Raw genomic sequence first — 13658 nt, 5'->3', positions numbered from 1 at the left:
CTCAGTTGCGGCTGAGCCGTACTTGGCGACGAGCGCTTCGCCGAGGCTTACGAGACCGGCTGGCAACTGGACGCGACAGCTGCCCTGACCCGGACCGATCCGGCGCGGCTGCGCTGCGTGTCGCCGTCCGCGTCACCTCCCAGGCCGGGCGGCGCTCGGACACGGCGGGTGTGAGCACGCAGCGCGAGCGGAGCGGTACGGAGACCACCAGCAGGTGGGACTCGACCGGGCCGCCGACCACAGCCCGCGGATCGTGCCGACCAGGTGCGCGATCAGGTTGACGCGCACGAATCCCTGCAGCGCAACGAGAAGCCGGTCGGAACCGGCCCGGTGGCGATGGAGGATTTCACCGACGCACAGCACAGGACGAACGATTTCGCCGCGAACTTACTTCGGTGCCTGGAAGCCGCCGATCTTCTGTTCGAGCAGTTCGGCCAGCCGCAGCGGGGTGCGGTCCTCGAACATCGGACCGATGAGCTGCACTCCCACCGGCAGGCCCTCAGGGGACCGGCCCGCTGGGACGGCGGTGGCGGGCAGGCCGGGCATGGTGGGCAGACCGGCCCAGACGAGCTGGTCGAAGTACGGGTACTCGACGCCGTCGATGTCGAGCCGGCGTTCCACCGGATCGGGGGTGTGGTCGTGCGGGAACGCGGGGGTGGGCGTGATGGGACACACCACGGCGTCGAACTCGGCGAAGAACTGCCGCCAGCGGTGGCGGTGGAGCTCGCGACGGTCATTCACCCCGATCCATTCGCGGTGGCTGGACACCACGCCGCGCAGCCGCGCCGCATCGAGACTCTGGTCGTCTGCGCTCAGTCCGGCGGCGTGGATCCGCAGCTGCTCGTACGCCTCGGCGGGAATACGTGCGGCGACGCTCGAAGACAGCAACTGCATGTAGAGCATCGCGGCTTCGGTCAGATCGGGCAGCAGCGGACTGTGCCGTGCGACGCGGGCGCCGCTGTCGACAAGCGCGTCGGCCACCCGGCTCACGCCCGCCCGCACAGCGGACCCGGTCGGAATGAGCGGATGCTCGTCGAGGACCAGGACCCGGAAGTCGCAGAGCCGCTCGTGACGCGCGGGCGGCAGCGCCAAGTCGTATGCCACGCCGAGCGTCAGCGGGTCCGGGCCGGCCATGACGTCGAGCAGGAGCGTGAGGTCGCGGGCAGTGCGCGCCATCGGACCGACGACGGCGAGGTCGATGTCGGCCGGCAACGCCGGCGTGGTCGGCGGGACCATACCGCGGGCCGACGCCAGCCCGAGTGTCGGCTTGTGTGCGTAGACACCGCAGAAATGCGCGGGGGTGCGCAATGAACCGGCGATGTCGGAGCCGATGGACAGCGCACCGAATCCGGATGCCAGGGCCGCTGCTGATCCGCCGGAGGAGCCACCCGCCGTGCGACCGTGATCCCACGGGTTGTTGGTGGTGCCGTAGATCTCGTTGAAGCTCTGCACATCTTGCAGCCCTATGGGCACATTGGTCTTACCGAGCACCACCGCGCCTGCGGCCTTGAGCCGCGACACCTGCACCGCGTCCTCGGCCGGCATGTAGTTCCGGTGGAGCGGCAGGCCCCAGGTCGTGGGCAGTCCGGCGACGTTGTAGGACTCTTTGACCGTCACCGGAATGCCGAGCAGCGGCAGCTCCTCGCCGCGGGCGCGTGCCTGGTCGGCCGCGCTCGCGGCGGCCCGTGCACGGTCGAAGTCCGGCACGCAAATCGCGTTGATCGCCTTGTCGTCCCGCTCGATACGGGCGATCGCTTCTTCGGTCAGCTCCACCGAGGTCACTTCACCGGCGCGCAAGGCAGCCGCGAGTTCTTCCGCCGTCTGAAAATTCCGTTCCATGAATCTGACCGTACCGGCCCCTGGAGCAGGGCATGAAATACCGCTTCGTGCAACGGGATGGAGGGCTTACGGAGCCGAACGATCTTCATGTTTCTTCGAGATGGCCCCCTCGGCCACCATGCCGTCCGACCCCACCAGCAGCGCCTCGTCGAGCCCTTTGGCGCCGAACTCGGGAATCGCCGGACGGCAAGGGCCTGTTGTGGGTGCCCTTCGATGAGCACCGGAATGCTGCCGCCGGATGTGACTACGGCGAATTGCGCGGTAGCGCCGTCACCTTCCCACCTTCTGCGCTGTCGTCGAACGGCAAACGGCCGGAAGGGCAGGACCGGCTCGACCATCGCCCACAACTCGTCATCCACCTTCCACGGCCTGATGCTCACACCCTCACGAACGGCCGAATCGTCGTACGAGTCATGCCCGGCCAGCAACGCTCGCCAAGATCCCGTGACGAGCTCTATCCGGTGCTGGGACCGTCGAGGAAGCGAAGCAACACGGCGGCCTCGGCGCGGAGACGCGCGGCTCGGTCAGCGTGCGCGGGCGCAGCCAACTGCGCCGCAACCTCCAGCCGCTCGGCGACCTCGGCTCGCACGACATCCACCACACTGCGCTCGCTCAGCTCACGCCGTGCTGCTTCGGTGGCGCCGACACCAACCGGCGAATGCTCAAGGGCCAAACCGCGGAGCTCAGCGTCGACGACGGGCACCGCCTCAGCGTTGTCCAGCGCAGCAAGTGTTGCGCGCAGGGCGCTCACCGCGGCCTTGTCACGGGCGCGCATCGCTTCCGGCAGTGCTTGACGCATACGAAGACGTAAAGACATGCCGGTGACCCTATGGCGGCGACCCTGGGCCCACAACGCGATATACGTGCAGCACCAGACGGGTGCAGTTCAAGCGGTGGGTCCGGCTAGTCCAAGCGCTGGTAGGTCAGGCACTGATCGAATTTCTCAGAACACATCCGCACCGTGTCCTGACCAATGACCTCAAGGGTCACGTTGTACGCCAGGTAGCGGCATGTGCCACCCGTTCCCGGGTTCACCTGGATGAACCTGCCCGTGTAAGTGGATCCGTTGTGCCTGATGACGGCTTCCGTGGGATCCGTCTTGGGCTCGTTCCCAAGCTCCTGCTCGCACGTCCCGGCGTCGATACCGTGGCTTCCGTCTTGCGTCCCGGTCGCGCGGTACGCATCCGAACCGGTCGGTTCCAGGAGCAGGCGCATTTGTGCGCGGCCCTCGCCTCGGGCGTAGGTACCGGCGACCGACGCAGGAGAAGGGGAGGACGTATCTCCACCTCCGGACGTACCACCGGATGAGTCGTCACCGCCCGAGACGAGAGTGCCGATACCGATAGCCGCGGCGAGAGCGGCAGCGGCGCATGCCGCGGCAACGATCCACCGGCGTGTAGGGCGTGGTGGCACACGTCGTTGCGGGGCCGGGGCCGGGGCCGGGGCCCCGGCCGGAGCCGGGGGCGGGGCCGGAGCCTGGGCCGGGGCAGGAGTTGGGGGCTGGGGCTGGGACGGGGGCTGGATGACCGCGGGCCGGAGTTGTGCGAGGTTGTGCCGGGCGACCGCCGATGCGGCCTCGTTGCCCTGGTCATCCCACAGGTCGCGGGCCTTCTCGAAGCAGTTCCGCGCGGCGTCGAGTCGCTCGTCGCACAAGGCGAGCAGCCCTTGCTGATTGGTGAAGAGCGCTTCGGACGCCTGGTCGCCGACCGCCCTGGCCGCCTCGATCCCGTCGGCGAGAACGTGATTCCAGGCTTCCCAACGGCCCTTCAGGGCCAGAATCGGCTGGATTGCACGCACCAGGCTGATCACAGCCGTCCACTCGCGGCGCTCGGCCACGAAGGCGATCACGGACACGGTCGCCGTGGCTGCGTCCGCGGCCTCCTCGCCGTCCGGGTCACAGGCGACCAGCCAACCGCCGAGTTCGCGGACGGCACGAGACAGGTCGAGGCACGAGAGCAGGGTCGACCGGTAGCTGTCGGCCTGGCACACCGGCAATCCGAACCGGTCGTTGCACTGCTCGGCCAGACCACGCCGGCGCAGCTTCCGCAGAGCCTCGACGGCCCCGTCGACATCGCTCATCACCGTCAGGAGATCACCGGGGAGCAGCAGGCCTGCCGTCAGTGCCAGAGTCGCCAGTACGCAGCGTTCGTGTTCGGCGAGCGCGTCGAGGGCGAGCCGGTCCAGGGTTTGCGGGTCACGCCGGACGTGCTCGGTAAGCTCATCGAAGGTGTACCCGTCCTCGCGGACGAGGGCAGCGCCCTGTCTGAGTCGCAGGGGCCGGCCTTCCACAGCATCCACGAACCGGGACACGGCCCACTGTTCGGGACCGGTCAGTTCGGTCAAGGGCTTGCCCAGTTCGCGCGCCACCAGGTCCCGGGCTGCAGCGTCGGACAGGCCGGGCAGGCTCTGCGACACCCCGTGGCGTCCGAGAACCGGGTGGGGGGTACCGAGCACGAAGGCGCAGCCGGGAAGATCGTCGATCAGCGGCCCGACTTGCTCGAAGCCGCCTGTCGCGTCGTCGAGCAACACCACGGCGTTCACCCCGGCGAGCGCCTCGGCGCGCTGCTCGGGGGTGGGCACCATGGGACGGTCGCACTCGTAGAACACGGCGAAAATGCGCTGGAGCAGGTCCCTCGCATCGTCATCACCGGCACGCAGGATCACAGCCGGGACACCTCGCCTGCCCACATCGGCGGCTACGCCCTGCAGGAGGGTCGTTTTGCCGAATCCACAAGGCGCGTGGAACTCAATGGGGCGCCGAGCATCCATCGCGCTGCGCGCGTCCTCAAGCTGTTCCTCACGCCCCAGAGACAAAGGCGGCGGGGGGACTGGGAGGCCGCTGCGCGGAAGGACTTCCGGGGCAGGCGTCGCGGGCGGCACTCTGCTGATCCGGCCGCCGGCATCGCCGGGCAGCTCGATCTCAAGATTGCCGTAGCCTACGTGTCGCACACTGCGCATAGGGACCCCTGCCAGTGTCAGCCGGGTGGACCGTCGTGACCACGTCGCCCCCCTTCGACACTGGGTCCCCCGGTGTCGCATGTCAAACGGGAGCTACCGGGACCCGCAACCCGGCCCTCACCGTCGCAGAGCTTCGCAGGGTCCCGCCCGGCGGGAGCCTGGTGAAGGTCCGCTGCATGCGCCGCACCCTCCGCGTATGGCCCGCGCACCAGGCCGCCGATGCCCACACCGCCACGCTACGCCTGGGCGCCACCCGCACCACCGCCCGCCGGCACGGGCCTGACCGAGGCTGGGCTCCAGCGCTGGGGGCAGCGGGTCGTGGACGCGCTCGCGGGCGGTCCGGGAGCCCGTGCTCGCCTTCTGAGCGCATGTACGTGCAGCACGGGCTTGCGGTGTGAATGGCCGCCCGTTCGCCGGACAGACACGTTCGCCGGACAGACCCGTTCGCCGGGCCGATGCGCTGACGGAACCTGCTGTAGTCGCATTGACCGGCTGTTCGGGGGCCCGGAAAGCGGTCGATTTCTTGACGGATGAGTCTGATCGGTGCGCTCAGTTGGTGTGTTCGGGCAGGGCCGCGTCGACCGCTGCCTCGGCGTGCAGGCGGGCGGTGGGGAAGACCGGTACGGGGCTGTCCTCAGGGCGGATGAGGAGCTCGATCTCGGTGCAGCCCAGGATGACGCCCTCGGCGCCCTCGGCGGCGAGGGCCTCGACGACCTGGCGATAGGCCGCACGCGACTCGTCGCGCACGACACCGAGGCAGAGCTCTTCGTAGATCACCCGGTGCACGAGCGCGCGCCCTTCGGGGTCCGGGACGCGAACGTCAAGCCCGCCCGCCGCGAGGCGGCCCCGGTAAAAGTCCTGCTCCATGGTGAACGCGGTGCCCAACAGGCCCACCCGGCGCAGCCCTGCAGCGCGGACGGCGGCTGCGGTGGCGTCCGCGAGGTGCAGCAGCGGGACCGAGACCGCCGCCTCGACGTAGTCCGCGACCTTGTGCATCGTGTTGGTGCAGATGAGCAGTAGATCGGCGCCGGCCGCCTCCAACGACCGGGCGGCGCCGGCCAGCACCTCACCGGCCTCCGCCCAGTGGCCCTGGGCCTGCAACTGCTCGATCTCCGCGAAGTCCACGGAGTAGAGCACGCAGCGAGCCGAGTGGAGACCGCCAAGCCGCTCGCGCGTCCGCTCGTTGAGGATCCGGTAGTACTCCGCTGTCGACTCCCAGCTCATCCCGCCGATCAACCCGATCGTCTTCATGCCCGTGCCCCCGCCCATGTGTGCACTCCTCAGGTGTCACCCGCCTTCCGTCGACTATAAGGCAATGAATGGATATGGCGTGTGTTCATAAGCCATGCTTTGCCTGCCTGTAAGGTGGGCTGGTCAGGAGACGATCGCAACGGCTGCAGATGCGGTCACTGAAGGCTGGCCCGAAGGGCCCGGGACCGGCCCGCTGGCATGAGCGGCCATGTGAGACGGTCCAGCGCACGGCCGGTGACACCTGATGACGTCATCCCGTGAGACATCCATGCAGACCCTGAGGACCAACCGGCCGGCGTGCCGTCCCGACCGCCTGATCACCTGGGTACACCGACTACGGCCCGGTGGCAGCGCGGCCGCCGGCCCGCTTTGCCCGTCGAGGAGGTGTGCGGAGAAGTTGTCCGCGAGCTCCGCCCCGACGTCGTCCCGGATCGCTCAGAGGGTGGCCACGACATGGTGGTATCCGGCGAGTTGGAAGACGGTCCGAGGTGCACCGTCTCGTCGGCGAGCCCGGCGGCGGCACGTGCAGTCTCGCACGCGGACAGGTAGGCCAGCTCGGCGTTCTCCAGGCGCGGTTTGGCGGGCAACCGTTGTCGCTGGTGGCTATTGCCAGAAGAGGGTCTCGACGATGATCTGCGGTTCGGCGGCACGGGGGACGAAGACGTAGCGGAGCCATCCACGCCCGTGGTCGAAGTAGAGGATGTGCGCTCCGCGGGGCTGGGTGGAGCGGACGGGTTCGATGCTGACCTTCGCGGTGTCGAGATGATCGTCGCGGTACGGGTGGCGCGAGCACTTGAGGTCGGTGACAGCGTCGATGATCTGGTCTCGAACGGCGTGGGGGAGGCTGTCGCGGTATTCGGCGGCGCTCTTGGTCCAGTCGGTGGCCCAAGGCGGGCCGGTGGGCCCGTCGGTCACTCGCCGGGCCCGAGCAGGCTCACCCGCTGGTGGATCTGCGCCGCCTCTTCCAGGAGGGCTTTGGCCTTGTCCGGCTCGGCCGACTGGGCAGCTCGCTCCTCAAGGTCGCGCACATGCCGGTCCAGCTCGGGATTGCGGGCGAGGGCGTACTCGGCCCACCAGCGGGCCAGGAATGCCGGCGTCGCGCTGATGTCGTAGGTGTCGGCGATCTTCGCTCGCCAGTTCGCCTCGAAATCGGCCAACAGCTGGGGCGTGTGCGCGGCGATCGCGGCCCGCAGGGCGGGGATGCTGCGCTCGGGCATCGGGGGCACACCATGGGGGCGCCCAGGGGCGGTGGTCACGTCTCCTCCTGCAGTCGACCCCCGCCACGATAGTGTCCGGCCGTTCCGGTAGCGACGACTATCCCGGCAATCGGCATCACGCCCGACGCCCGCTTGACGACAGGGAAGGGTCCGTCCTTGGGAGGCCGGCGGCGAAGCCGGGTCTTGAGCCCATGCCGTACGACAGCCGGGATCCGTGAGAACACCGCGGCCTCCCCATGAACGCGTCGGTGGGCGCGAGGCCCCCCGACGACCGCCGGCCCGCAGCCCGTCAGCCAGGGCAGCCCGCGCCAGCCAGGCTCGCGCTCCAGATCCAGGAGGCCGAGACCGAGGCCGACCGGGCCGGTCGGCACGCCCGCGGAGGTGAGCACCATCGGGGCCGACATGACGGTGGCGGCCTGACGTCGGGAGGTCAGCGCGTACCCGCCGCTGAAGGCGGCCACCGCGGCCACAGCACACCCGCCGTTCCCGCTCACGCCTCCGCTTATGTGCCATCACAACAGGAGAGGTACCGAGCTACCCCTCAGCAATGAAGTACTGGGAATCACCGGAGAGAAAAATGTCCGATAACGAAAGCGGCGCCACTGGCACGCTGAAGGAGGCGGGCGACTACGCACAGCAGAAGGCCCAGGAGGCCAAGCGTGAGGGAATGGACGCGTTTCGGTACGCGACGTACAAGTCGTACCAGGCCGTCGCGGAGGCTCTCAGTAAAGCACTGTAGAGACCACTCAAAGAATGCGTGACAGGCCCCGGCGACGCCGCAAGAACGCCCATCGCCGGGCCGTCCGCGCGAGTTGGCCAGACTGGAGCCGCCTCTACCGCCCTGTCCAGCACCACCGAGCCGACCCCACTCGGGCAGGGTATGTGTTCACCCTGTGCCCTTGAAGACCTTGGAACCCGTACAGATTCCGAGCCCCTACCACTAGCGCCATCGCCGGCCGGTTCGCCCTGATCGGCTCCCGCGGCATTGACGCCCGGACCGCCTCGGCGCCCGCTGCCCAGGCCCGGCCCGTTTATCGGCCGTCAACCGGCTGGTGAAGTCCCGTTCGTAACCTCTTCACACACCTTCCAATTCCCGTGTGAAAAGGAGCTCGGCGTGAAGAAACTTAGCCGTACTGCCATACGCGCCGGCGCAGCGGTGGTCGTCGGCCTTGCTGCCGTTTCGGCGAGCATCGAGCCCTCGGCAGCTGCCGCCAGTTCGATGGTCATCGAGAGGCGAGACGGCGGCGGACCGACCCGGGCCATGTCCCAGCCGGAGGCACAGGCGTACCTACTGGGGGTCCTCAGGAATCAGAAAATGCTGGACAAGGAGGTGCCCCTCAAGCAGGCCCTCAATCAGGCTTTCGACGGGGGCGGCAAGCCCACCGGCGCCTACAAGTTCAAGAACCGCCCGGTCCTGCACGCCAGCTCGGGGAATGGCCAGAGAAGCGCTACCCTCTTCTACTACAGCGAGGACAGTAGGCTGACGCTGTTCGCCATAGGTGAGCACAAGACGAACGCGAGCTACAAGATCACTGTTTATGGCCAGAGGGGCACTGACTTCGCCGAGGGCAAGATCGTGTCCCTGAACTGACGCCCCGCGTCCGCCCAGAGAGCGGCGCGTGCAGCACACTGGGCGAGAAGGTTGGCCGCATCCTGGGTGACTCTGGTCTGGCCGGCCTTCGACGGGGGCGCTGAGGCGCCGAGTCAGGGCGCCTCAGCTTGTCACCGCGAGGCGTCGGGCAGCTGCTTCTGCTGCCCCATGGCCGGTGGATCGTCCTAGGCCGTGTCCGACGGGTCCGCAGGAAGGCAACACGCGGAATCAGCGTGTTGCCTTCCTGCGAACCCTGAGCGCCGAGCGCTCAGAGGATCCGGCGGCCAGTCTCTGCGTCCGCGCGGTGGAGCTGGTCCCGTTCCCCGTCCGTGGACTGGAAGAGGACCCGGTCGGTGCCGAGCGGAAGGGGTTCGCTTCCCCACTGGTGGGTGCGGGTCACTCACAGCACACGGCCGTCGCGTGCTGCGGCCAGCTCGCCGTTACCTGTGATGAACACATGGGCCGGTCCTGCGGTGATCTCCCGTGGCGCCTGCAGTACCGCGCCGTCGGGGGCGGCCACTTTCAGCCGACGCAGTCTCCGGGCCCGGGTGGCGTCGGCCGCGTACAGCCGGTCGCGCCAGGTGACGGCGTAGATCCAGTCGCCGACAGACACGGCCGGGCGACGGAAGGTGGAGAAGTGCCGACGGCCGAGCCGTACGCACGCCAGCTGCACAGCCTGGTTCGCGCGGGTGCGGGTATACAGACGGGCCAGCCGGCCGAAGGTCTCGGAGAACAAGGCGCGGTCACCGCCGACGAGGACGGGGCCGTGGATGAAGGACTCCACCTCCCGCCGGGGGAAACGGGTGTCGGCCTGTTCCTCACCGGTCCGCGCGGCGTGCCGGGTCAGCTTTCCGACGCCCGCTCTTGCGCCGCGTCCACAACACCTTGCCCGTCGCCACATCCAGGGCGGCCAACCCGCAGCGAGCGTGCTCCCGCAGCACGGGGACGACCACTGCCCCTCCCGCGCGCACCAGGTCCTGGGGGGGGGCTGGGTCCGCGATCCCCTCGGCGCATCAGCGGACGCGGCCGTCACGGGCGCCGACGGCCGCCAGCCGGCCGCCGGACAGCGGTCGTAGACGGCGTCGTCGACGACGCCCGGCCGCCCGTCCAGAAGCCCGTACGGCGCACTCAGCGTCCACAGTCCACCGGGACCTGAGCTGGTCGTCAGAAGTGATATGTCGTCGGGCCCTAGGTCTCCTCTAGGCGGCGTGTTCCAGGACTCGCGACCCTAACGCCCGAAGATCCACCGTTCTGCGGCCACCCCAGGTACGGCTCGTGCAGCCCTTGGAGCCCGCAGGAATACAACACTCTGATTCCGCTTCTGAGGCCTGCAAGTGTGGCAACCATCAGCTTTCCTACTGCGTGGCCAAGGGACTTGCCCGGTTGCCCGGGCAGGCTCGGCCCCGAAATCACTTCATCCGTGCTCGCCTCGTCCGGTACGGTCGCGGAATTGGTTTCATTGCTGGGAGCCCATGAGGTTGCATGCGTGGCCTCCCCAGCAGTTCCCAGGCTGAGAGCAGGTTTGGTTATGGCATGTCGTATCAGTGAGCTCGTGCTCGGTTGCCGCGACCCTGAGATGCTGGCGCGGTTCTGGTGCGAAGTCCTGGACTTCGTCGTGCTCGATCGCGAGGACGACGGCTCGGTGGAGATCGGGCCGCGCGAAGGGTTCGGTGGTCCGCAGCCCACGATCATCCTCAGTCGCCAGGATGAGCCGGAGAAGGGGAAATCCCGGCTGCACATCGATGTCAACGCCACCGACCGTGATCAGGACGCCGAGCTCGAACGCCTTCTGAAGCTTGGTGCGCGCCCGGCCGACATCGGCCAGACAGGGGAGGAGCAGTGGCATGTCCTGACCGACCCCGAAGGCAATGAGTTCTGCCTGCTCAAGGCCCGCCTCGCCCCACTCTGATGCTCATCGGTCACGCCTCGGCACCACGTACTTAGGGTCTGTCTCGAAGTCCGGTGTGACGGGCGTGTCGTGACCGCAAAGTGAGTGAGGTCTCCGGTAGAGGGGCCATCGACCAAGAGGAACCTGGACACCGGAGACCTCGTGGCAACCCGAGCGGTGACGAGGTGGCTTGACCTGACCGGTAAGCAGTGGGCGTGGCTGGAACCGCTGTTGCTGTGCCCACGCGGTCGGGTCGGCCGCCAGCGTGGGGGCAACGATCGCCCGGACGAACCAGCACGCCGCCGGCGCCCGTCGATACCCCGGCCAGCAGCAAGAGCTGCCCGGTGGCTTCTCGGCAGAACCAGACGACCACGCGCTGGGACGCTCGCGCGGCGGGCTGACCACCAAGTGGCTTCGTAGATCTTCAGGAACAGCGTTTGTCGACTGGTTCCGGAGGCAGTTCGTGATCACCTGGCTCGCGGATCTGGAGGAGAGACGAGGGCACTGTCGTGTCCAGGGACGTGGTGACGGCCAGACACCCGGCAAAAGGCCCGGCCGACACCCTGCCGGTGATGCGTGGGGTGGACCACGACGTCCTGGACGTAGCAGATGTGCTCGTCGTCGGAGACCGTCCGGGCCAGTCCGAGGAGTGTCGGACTGGCCCGCCTTGGCGGGTTCCTCGGCCCGGGCCCGGGTGCTGGCGAGGCGGTATGCCTGACTCAGACCTGCCCGGTTTCGAAGCGGCTCACTTTGCCACCGTCCACGGTGAACCGCCACGCCGTCCGCATCTCGCCCCAGGTGTCGTTGCGGTAGTCAGCGACCAGGCCGAGGCCGTCGTGCGTCTGGCATTCAACGTCCATGTGCCCGCCGGAGCTGAAGATCTCCCTCTCGGTCCAGTCAGTGACGTCACGATCACTGCCGTCGTCCGACATGGTTGCTCCTGGAGTGAGGGATGCGGCAAACGCTTGCCGATCTCCCGCATTCAGCGCGGCAACGAAGGCTCGCACTGCAGGGTCGATCAACCGGTCAATGGCGATAGTCATAGCTGTCTCCGTAGCCGCTTGATGACTGGCGCGTCACCATCATCCCTCCGGCCGGGTTCACGTTCAGCTCGGGCCGGGGCCCGGCCGCAGTGATCTCCAGGCGGCCGGGAGCGCCAGCACACCGCATGTCAGGGCGTACGTGACGAGCCCGGCCCGGGCGCCGCGGTTGGCGCTACTGGCTCAGCATGCGCAGTGCGCGACGACGCTCTCCGGGCCGTCCCCGGTGGTGTGCCGTCCGCCGGCCCGGTCAGTCGGTGCCGGACTCCATCGCGGCGCGGTCGAGCATCTGGTCCTCGTCGGCCTCGACCTTGCCGCGCGAGGCGATGACCTCGGCGCCGCCTTGCGGCATCGTGCCGATCAGTCCCGTCGAGGCGGCCTGGGCGGCACCGATGGGCGTCGGGTGCCTGTCGCCGACGATGCCGAGACCGGCGTACTGCTCCAGCTTGGCGCGGGAGTCGGCAATGTCGAGGTTGCGCATGGTGAGCTGGCCGATCCGGTCCACCGGGCCGAACGCCGAGTCCTCGGTACGCTCCATGGACAGCTTGTCCGGGTGGTAGCTGAACGCCGGACCGGAAGTGTTCATGACCGAGTAGTCCTCGCCGCGCCGCAGCCGCAGCGTCACCTCTCCGGTGACGGCCGTGCCCACCCAGCGCTGCAGCGACTCGCGGATCATCAGGGCCTGCGGGTCGAGCCAGCGGCCCTCGTACATGAGGCGACCGAGGCGCCGGCCCTCGTTGTGGTACTGCGCGAGCGTGTCCTCATTGTGGATCGCGTTGACCAGGCGCTCGTACACGGCGTGCAGCAGGGCCATCCCGGGCGCTTCGTAGATGCCGCGGCTCTTGGCCTCGATCACCCGGTTCTCGATCTGGTCGGACATGCCCATGCCGTGACGGCCGCCGATGGCGTTCGCCTCCATCACGAGGTCGACCGGGGTGGCGAACTCCTTGCCGTTGATCGTCACCGGGCGGCCCTGATCGAAGCCGATCGTCACGTCCTCGGGGGCGATCTCGACCTCAGGGTCCCAGAACCGCACGCCCATGATCGGATTGACGGTCTCGACGCCGGTGTCGAGGTGCTCCAGGGTCTTGGCCTCGTGGGTGGCGCCCCAAATGTTGGCGTCGGTGGAGTATGCCTTCTCGGTGCTGTCGCGGTAGGGGAGGCCGTGGGCGTGCAGCCACTCCGACATCTCCTTGCGCCCGCCGAGCTCGTGGACGAAGTCCGCGTCGAGCCACGGCTTGTAGATGCGCAGGTGAGGGTTGGCGAGCAGGCCGTAACGGTAGAACCGCTCGATGTCATTGCCCTTGAAGGTCGAACCGTCGCCCCAGATCTGGACGTCGTCCGCGAGCATCGCCCGGACCAGCAGGGTGCCGGTGACGGCACGGCCGAGCGGCGTCGTATTGAAGTAGGAGCGTCCGCCGGAGCGGATGTGGAACGCGCCGCACGTGAGGGCGGCCAGGCCCTCCTCGACCAGCGCCGCGCGGCAGTCGACCAGACGCGCGATCTCGGCGCCGTACGCAGACGCACGGCCGGGCACCGACGCGATGTCGGGCTCGTCGTACTGGCCGATATCGGCGGTGTAGGTGCACGGGACGGCGCCCTTGTCGCGCATCCACGCGACCGCGACGGAGGTGTCAAGACCGCCGGAGAAGGCGATGCCGACACGCTCGCCGGTGGGCAGGGAGGTGAGAACCTTCGACATAGGAAGAGTATGCACTATCTCGCATGAACATGCAATGTGCGGGCTCGTCGTGGGCATGTGCACAGGAGCCGAGGATCCTGGCTTGGGTGCCGGACCCGCGGTCGGCCGAGCGGGATGGCATGGGTCGCTGAGAACCACGCCTTTCCGGGGCCCGGGAAGCTCTCGGCATTGA

Annotated in this window: 13 protein-coding genes and 1 pseudogene; 4 read left to right on the top strand and 10 right to left on the bottom strand. The window is 68.5% G+C overall.

What is annotated here, in order from left to right; translation table 11 throughout:
- Positions 1-387: 387 nt before the first annotated feature.
- From IE182_RS05280 to IE182_RS05255, 6 genes are all read right to left on the bottom strand, one after another.
- Complete coding sequence (locus IE182_RS05280; RefSeq protein ID WP_190108450.1) at positions 388-1839, bottom strand: amidase; 1452 nt, start codon at positions 1837-1839, stop codon at positions 388-390.
- Between the two features lie 454 nt (positions 1840-2293).
- Complete coding sequence (locus tag IE182_RS05275; RefSeq protein WP_190108756.1) at positions 2294-2614, bottom strand: hypothetical protein; 321 nt, start codon at positions 2612-2614, stop codon at positions 2294-2296.
- A 128-nt stretch (positions 2615-2742) separates the two neighbouring features.
- Positions 2743-4503 carry a hypothetical protein gene (locus tag IE182_RS05270; RefSeq protein WP_190108793.1) on the bottom strand — a complete coding sequence of 587 codons (1761 nt, stop codon included), beginning with the start codon at positions 4501-4503 and terminating at the stop codon, positions 2743-2745.
- Positions 4504-5346: 843 nt separating this feature from the next.
- The gene (locus tag IE182_RS05265; protein WP_190108755.1) at positions 5347-6048 is read right to left on the bottom strand and encodes an aspartate/glutamate racemase family protein; all 702 of its coding nucleotides are present in this window, start codon (positions 6046-6048) and stop codon (positions 5347-5349) included.
- 603 nt (positions 6049-6651) lie between these two features.
- Complete coding sequence (locus IE182_RS05260) at positions 6652-6963, bottom strand: hypothetical protein (protein ID WP_190108449.1); 312 nt, start codon at positions 6961-6963, stop codon at positions 6652-6654.
- On the bottom strand, positions 6960-7304 hold the full coding sequence (locus tag IE182_RS05255; protein WP_229844588.1) for a hypothetical protein: 345 nt from the start codon (positions 7302-7304) through the stop codon (positions 6960-6962). Before IE182_RS05255 ends, IE182_RS05260 begins: the two co-directional genes overlap by 4 nt.
- A 538-nt stretch (positions 7305-7842) precedes the next feature.
- On the opposite strand from IE182_RS05255, the gene IE182_RS05250 reads away from it, so the two are divergent.
- Positions 7843-8004, top strand: a complete 162-nt coding sequence (locus IE182_RS05250) for a hypothetical protein (protein ID WP_190108448.1) — start codon at positions 7843-7845, stop codon at positions 8002-8004.
- A gap of 375 nt (positions 8005-8379) precedes the next feature.
- Entirely contained in the window at positions 8380-8856 is a 477-nt protein-coding gene (locus IE182_RS05245; RefSeq protein ID WP_190108447.1) for a hypothetical protein, read from the top strand.
- A 400-nt stretch (positions 8857-9256) separates the two neighbouring features.
- Here IE182_RS05245 and IE182_RS05240 read toward each other — a convergent pair whose 3' ends face one another.
- Positions 9257-9640 (bottom strand): hypothetical protein, encoded by a 384-nt coding sequence (locus IE182_RS05240; protein WP_190108446.1) that lies wholly within the window; start codon positions 9638-9640, stop codon positions 9257-9259.
- Between the two features lie 744 nt (positions 9641-10384).
- Here IE182_RS05240 and IE182_RS05235 point away from each other — a divergent pair.
- Both IE182_RS05235 and IE182_RS31840 read left to right on the top strand, forming a co-directional pair.
- Complete coding sequence (locus IE182_RS05235; protein WP_190108445.1) at positions 10385-10765, top strand: VOC family protein; 381 nt, start codon at positions 10385-10387, stop codon at positions 10763-10765.
- A 244-nt stretch (positions 10766-11009) separates the two neighbouring features.
- Positions 11010-11153 (top strand): annotated as a pseudogene (locus IE182_RS31840) (IS5 family transposase); the annotation flags it as partial.
- A gap of 58 nt (positions 11154-11211) precedes the next feature.
- Here the strand turns inward: IE182_RS31840 and IE182_RS32700 are convergent.
- From IE182_RS32700 to argG, 3 genes are all read right to left on the bottom strand, one after another.
- Positions 11212-11385, bottom strand: a complete 174-nt coding sequence (locus IE182_RS32700; protein ID WP_373303508.1) for an N-acetyltransferase — start codon at positions 11383-11385, stop codon at positions 11212-11214.
- 78 nt (positions 11386-11463) lie between these two features.
- Positions 11464-11787: a nuclear transport factor 2-like protein gene (locus IE182_RS05230; protein WP_190108444.1), complete on the bottom strand. Its 324-nt coding sequence runs from the start codon at positions 11785-11787 to the stop codon at positions 11464-11466.
- Between the two features lie 247 nt (positions 11788-12034).
- Positions 12035-13486: an argininosuccinate synthase gene (gene argG / locus IE182_RS05225; protein WP_190108443.1), complete on the bottom strand. Its 1452-nt coding sequence runs from the start codon at positions 13484-13486 to the stop codon at positions 12035-12037.
- Between the last annotated feature and the right edge of the window lie 172 nt (positions 13487-13658).

It is taken from the genome of Streptomyces cinnamoneus (assembly GCF_014650495.1).
GTDB lineage: Bacteria > Actinomycetota > Actinomycetes > Streptomycetales > Streptomycetaceae > Streptomyces > Streptomyces cinnamoneus.
The sequence above is the reverse complement of the archived record's forward strand: the minus strand, read 5'-3'. Positions and strand labels throughout refer to the sequence as shown.

Excerpts from the sequence above, each read along its gene's own strand:
- IE182_RS05280 (WP_190108450.1), bottom strand. The coding sequence starts at position 1,839 with ATGGAACGGAATTTTCAGACGGCGGAAGAACTCGCGGCTGCCTTGCGC.
- IE182_RS05275 (WP_190108756.1), bottom strand. The coding sequence starts at position 2,614 with ATGCGCGCCCGTGACAAGGCCGCGGTGAGCGCCCTGCGCGCAACACTT.
- IE182_RS05265 (WP_190108755.1), bottom strand. The coding sequence starts at position 6,048 with ATGAAGACGATCGGGTTGATCGGCGGGATGAGCTGGGAGTCGACAGCG.
- IE182_RS05250 (WP_190108448.1), top strand. The coding sequence starts at position 7,843 with ATGTCCGATAACGAAAGCGGCGCCACTGGCACGCTGAAGGAGGCGGGC.
- IE182_RS05235 (WP_190108445.1), top strand. The coding sequence starts at position 10,385 with ATGGCATGTCGTATCAGTGAGCTCGTGCTCGGTTGCCGCGACCCTGAG.
- IE182_RS05230 (WP_190108444.1), bottom strand. The coding sequence starts at position 11,787 with ATGACTATCGCCATTGACCGGTTGATCGACCCTGCAGTGCGAGCCTTC.
- argG (WP_190108443.1), bottom strand. The coding sequence starts at position 13,486 with ATGTCGAAGGTTCTCACCTCCCTGCCCACCGGCGAGCGTGTCGGCATC.